The organism is Mesorhizobium sp. M7A.F.Ca.AU.002.02.1.1, assembly GCF_003998535.1.
GTDB classification, from domain to species: domain Bacteria; phylum Pseudomonadota; class Alphaproteobacteria; order Rhizobiales; family Rhizobiaceae; genus Mesorhizobium; species Mesorhizobium ciceri.
Genome location: NZ_RZPB01000694.1, coordinates 1 through 3,192, shown reverse-complemented (window position 1 = coordinate 3,192; position 3,192 = coordinate 1). Strand labels below are relative to the sequence as shown.

Genomic DNA, 3,192 nt, shown 5'->3' with positions numbered 1-3,192 from the left:
CCCAGGCATCGGAAGACCGCGCCTTGCCGTCGTTGCGGACATTGACCCACATGGACGCAAAGGTGTGGCTGTCGTAGGCGACATGAAGGTCGATCCCCGGAAGAGCGTTCTCTACGATGCCATCGACGCAAATGAGCCGTTTCTGGCGCGCAAGATCGACGCCACGGATGATGTCACCGGGATCGACAGCCACCATCATCCAGCGGAGCCTGTCAGGCAGCGACATCGCCCAGGTCCACTTCGCGATCTCGCGTTCCTGAATGTAGAATTTCGCCTTCGGAAAATCCTCGACATTGCCGAAATGGTCGAAATGGGCGTGGGTGATGAAGACCGTATCGACCTCCTCGGGTGTCAGGCCGACCCCGGCGAGAACCTCCTTTGGGGAGCGCCAGTTCTCGACACCGAACTTGTCTCCAAGGTGCTTTCCATAGTCTTTGTCGTTGTAACCGACATCCACCATGGCAACGTGTCCGTTGCCTTTGATCAGGGCGTAGCAGTACGGAAGTTTGACGTAGCCCTGGTTGTGCGCACCATAAAGAACACCACTTTTGTGGTATTTGGTGACGTAGGAATATTCGAGAATCCAGATCGAATACTGTGACATTATTTCCTCCCTAGACTGATGATAAGCGGCCTTCGGCCCCGCAGTTGCAGCAGGAATGCCTGAAGTCGACCATGGTCATTCCGAAGCGATCCTCGGATGCCGATTGCAGATGCCTGTAAGCCGCCGACAAATTGCCGAGCGGCTCGGCGAGGTCTGGGGTGTTCTTGGCAGCTTGCTGCTCGCGCAAAACAGTGAGGCAGGTGCCCACGAGCCTGTGTGCGCTGATCAACTGCTGCAGATGCACATTAAGGCGAGACGTTGTCCGCAACTTTGAAAGGCGTTCGCGGAGTTCGTCGAACAATTCCGCGGCACTGGCGATAGACGGAAGATCGAGCACTTCGCGGCGGCCGCTTGCCTGCAGCAGGATCATCAGGCCAGCGACCTGCCCGATTAAACGCTTAAGACCGTTGTAGACCTGGCGGGCCTCGAGACCATAGGCGACCACCTCATCCGCCACACCTTCAGGCAGAGACAAGGCCGCGACTTCGCGAGCGGGGCCAAAGCCAGCACAGTCCGGGCCATGAATTTGCGCCGCCCAGTCCAGCATCGACAGAGAAGACTTATTGCCTGCCATCGATGGCCCTCGTGGTGCTGCGTTCGACGAGTTTTCCCGGAATGCGCTGCAGGGCGGGCTGACTGGCATCGTTGCGCGACAGGGACAGCGTCAGGTCCACGGTGCGCTCCACCATCAGTTCCATTGGCTGACCAACAGTTGTGAGATCGTGCGACGGCCAGGAGGCCATCGCGATGTCATCGAAACCAACGACGGACAGACGGTCCGGTATCGAAAGGCCGAAATCGCGTCTTGCCGCGTCCATGGCGCCGATCGCCAGGATGTCGTTCGCACAGAAAAGCGCAGTCGGTGGTTCGTCGGACGAGAGAAACCCATGCGCGGCGGCATAGCCGGCCGCGTAGCTGAATTCCTGCCCTACGCTGCTGAGAGGAGCCTGCACGCCTCTTTCCAGGCAGCGGGCATGAAAACCCTTCCAGCGATCGACGTTGGTCGAGGCATTCGGCAAGCCGGCGACATAGGCCAGGCGCCTGTGTCCGAGATCGATCAGGTGGTCGGCGACCGTCCTGCCGCCGAGTTCATTGTCGCAGGTCACCGCATAGGAGCGCTGGCTGGCATCGTAGCGGTTGAAGAACACGACGGGTGTACCGACCTTGCGGCAGGCATCGGACGATGCCGAAGAAAGCGTCGTGGCCAGGATGATCACCACGTCGGGGTGATAAGAGAGCAGGACGCGAAGCGTCTCATCCTCGCTGCGCTTTGGATCGGTCACCACCAGCATCACATTCAGGTCCAGAGCTTGCAGCTTTCCCGTCAGCCGCGTCAGCACTTCGGGATAGAATGGATTGGTGATGTCGGACACGACGATGCCGACGATGCGGCTGCTCTTGGTGATGAGGCCGCGTGCGAGCGGATTGGGCTGGTAACCGAGTTCCGCCGCGCGCGCGAGGATTCTCGCGCGCGTCTTTGGCGCGATCACGGCGTCCTCGTAAAAGGCTCGCGAAACCGTGGATACCGACATGCCCAATTGTCTTGCCAAATCTTTCACCGTTATGCGGGGCGTGTGAGGCTGCTTCAGGGCGACTTCGGTCATGGCTGCTAGGCTCCAGTTTTAGCGGCGAACCATGTTTCGACGTGCTTTGTTCAAGGTCGTCAAGCGGCGTTTCGGCCGCCGTAGCGCCGCACGCGGATATTGGCCTGCTCAGCGTGTCCGGCAAAACCTTCCAGCATGCACAACCTCGAGCAATATTCGCCGACCAGTCCACTGGCCTCGTCGGTGAGGATCCGCTGGTATGTGCAGGTCTTGAGAAATTTGCCGACCCACAGTCCGCCAGTATAGCGGGCTGCTTTCTTGGTCGGCAGCGTGTGGTTCGTGCCGATGACCTTGTCGCCAAATGCCACATTGGTGCGAGGCCCAAGGAACAAGGCGCCGTAGTTGGTCATGTTGTTCAAGAAGTAATCGGGGTCGCTCGTCATGACCTGCACATGCTCGGAAGCGATGCGGTCCGCCTCGCGCACCATCTCCTCATCGGACTCACACACGATCACTTCGCCGTAGTCTGCCCAGGCCTTGCCGGCGAGTTCCGCTGTCGGCAACCGCAGAAGCTGCCGTTCGACTTCGGCCATGGTTGCCCGGGCGAGCTTCTCGGAGGTGGTAAGCAAGACGGCGGGCGAGGTGGGCCCATGCTCGGCCTGGCCGAGGAGATCGGTTGCGCAGATCTCGCCGTCGACGCTTTCGTCGGCGATGATCAGTGTTTCGGTCGGGCCGGCGAAGAGGTCGATACCGACGCGGCCGAAGAGCTGGCGCTTGGCTTCGGCGACAAATGCATTGCCGGGACCGACCAGCATGTCGACCGGGGCGATAGTACCGGTGCCGAGCGCCATGGCGGCTACTGCCTGCACACCGCCAAGCACGTAGATTTCGTCGGCACCGCCCAGATGCATGGCGGCGACGATCGCCGGATGCGGGCCGCCGTGGAGAGGCGGTGCGCAGGCAATCACGCGCTTCACGCCGGCTACGCGCGCCGTGACCACGCTCATATGAGCCGAAGCAACCATCGGATATTTGCCGCCGGGC

At 60.6% G+C, this 3,192-nt stretch carries 4 protein-coding genes; all 4 read right to left on the bottom strand.

Annotation, left to right across the window (positions count from 1 at the left end):
* Positions 1-604, bottom strand: a 604-nt coding sequence (locus EN879_RS29565) for an MBL fold metallo-hydrolase (protein ID WP_127274432.1), incomplete at its 3' end; no start/stop codon positions are given.
* A 10-nt stretch (positions 605-614) separates the two neighbouring features.
* Complete coding sequence (locus EN879_RS29560; protein WP_063170572.1) at positions 615-1,178, bottom strand: hypothetical protein; 564 nt, start codon at positions 1,176-1,178, stop codon at positions 615-617.
* Entirely contained in the window at positions 1,165-2,208 is a 1,044-nt protein-coding gene (locus EN879_RS29555) for a LacI family DNA-binding transcriptional regulator (RefSeq protein ID WP_082826751.1), read from the bottom strand. Before EN879_RS29555 ends, EN879_RS29560 begins: the two co-directional genes overlap by 14 nt.
* A 59-nt stretch (positions 2,209-2,267) precedes the next feature.
* On the bottom strand, positions 2,268-3,192 hold a 925-nt coding region (gene hisD, locus EN879_RS29550; RefSeq protein WP_127274431.1), incomplete at its 5' end, for a histidinol dehydrogenase.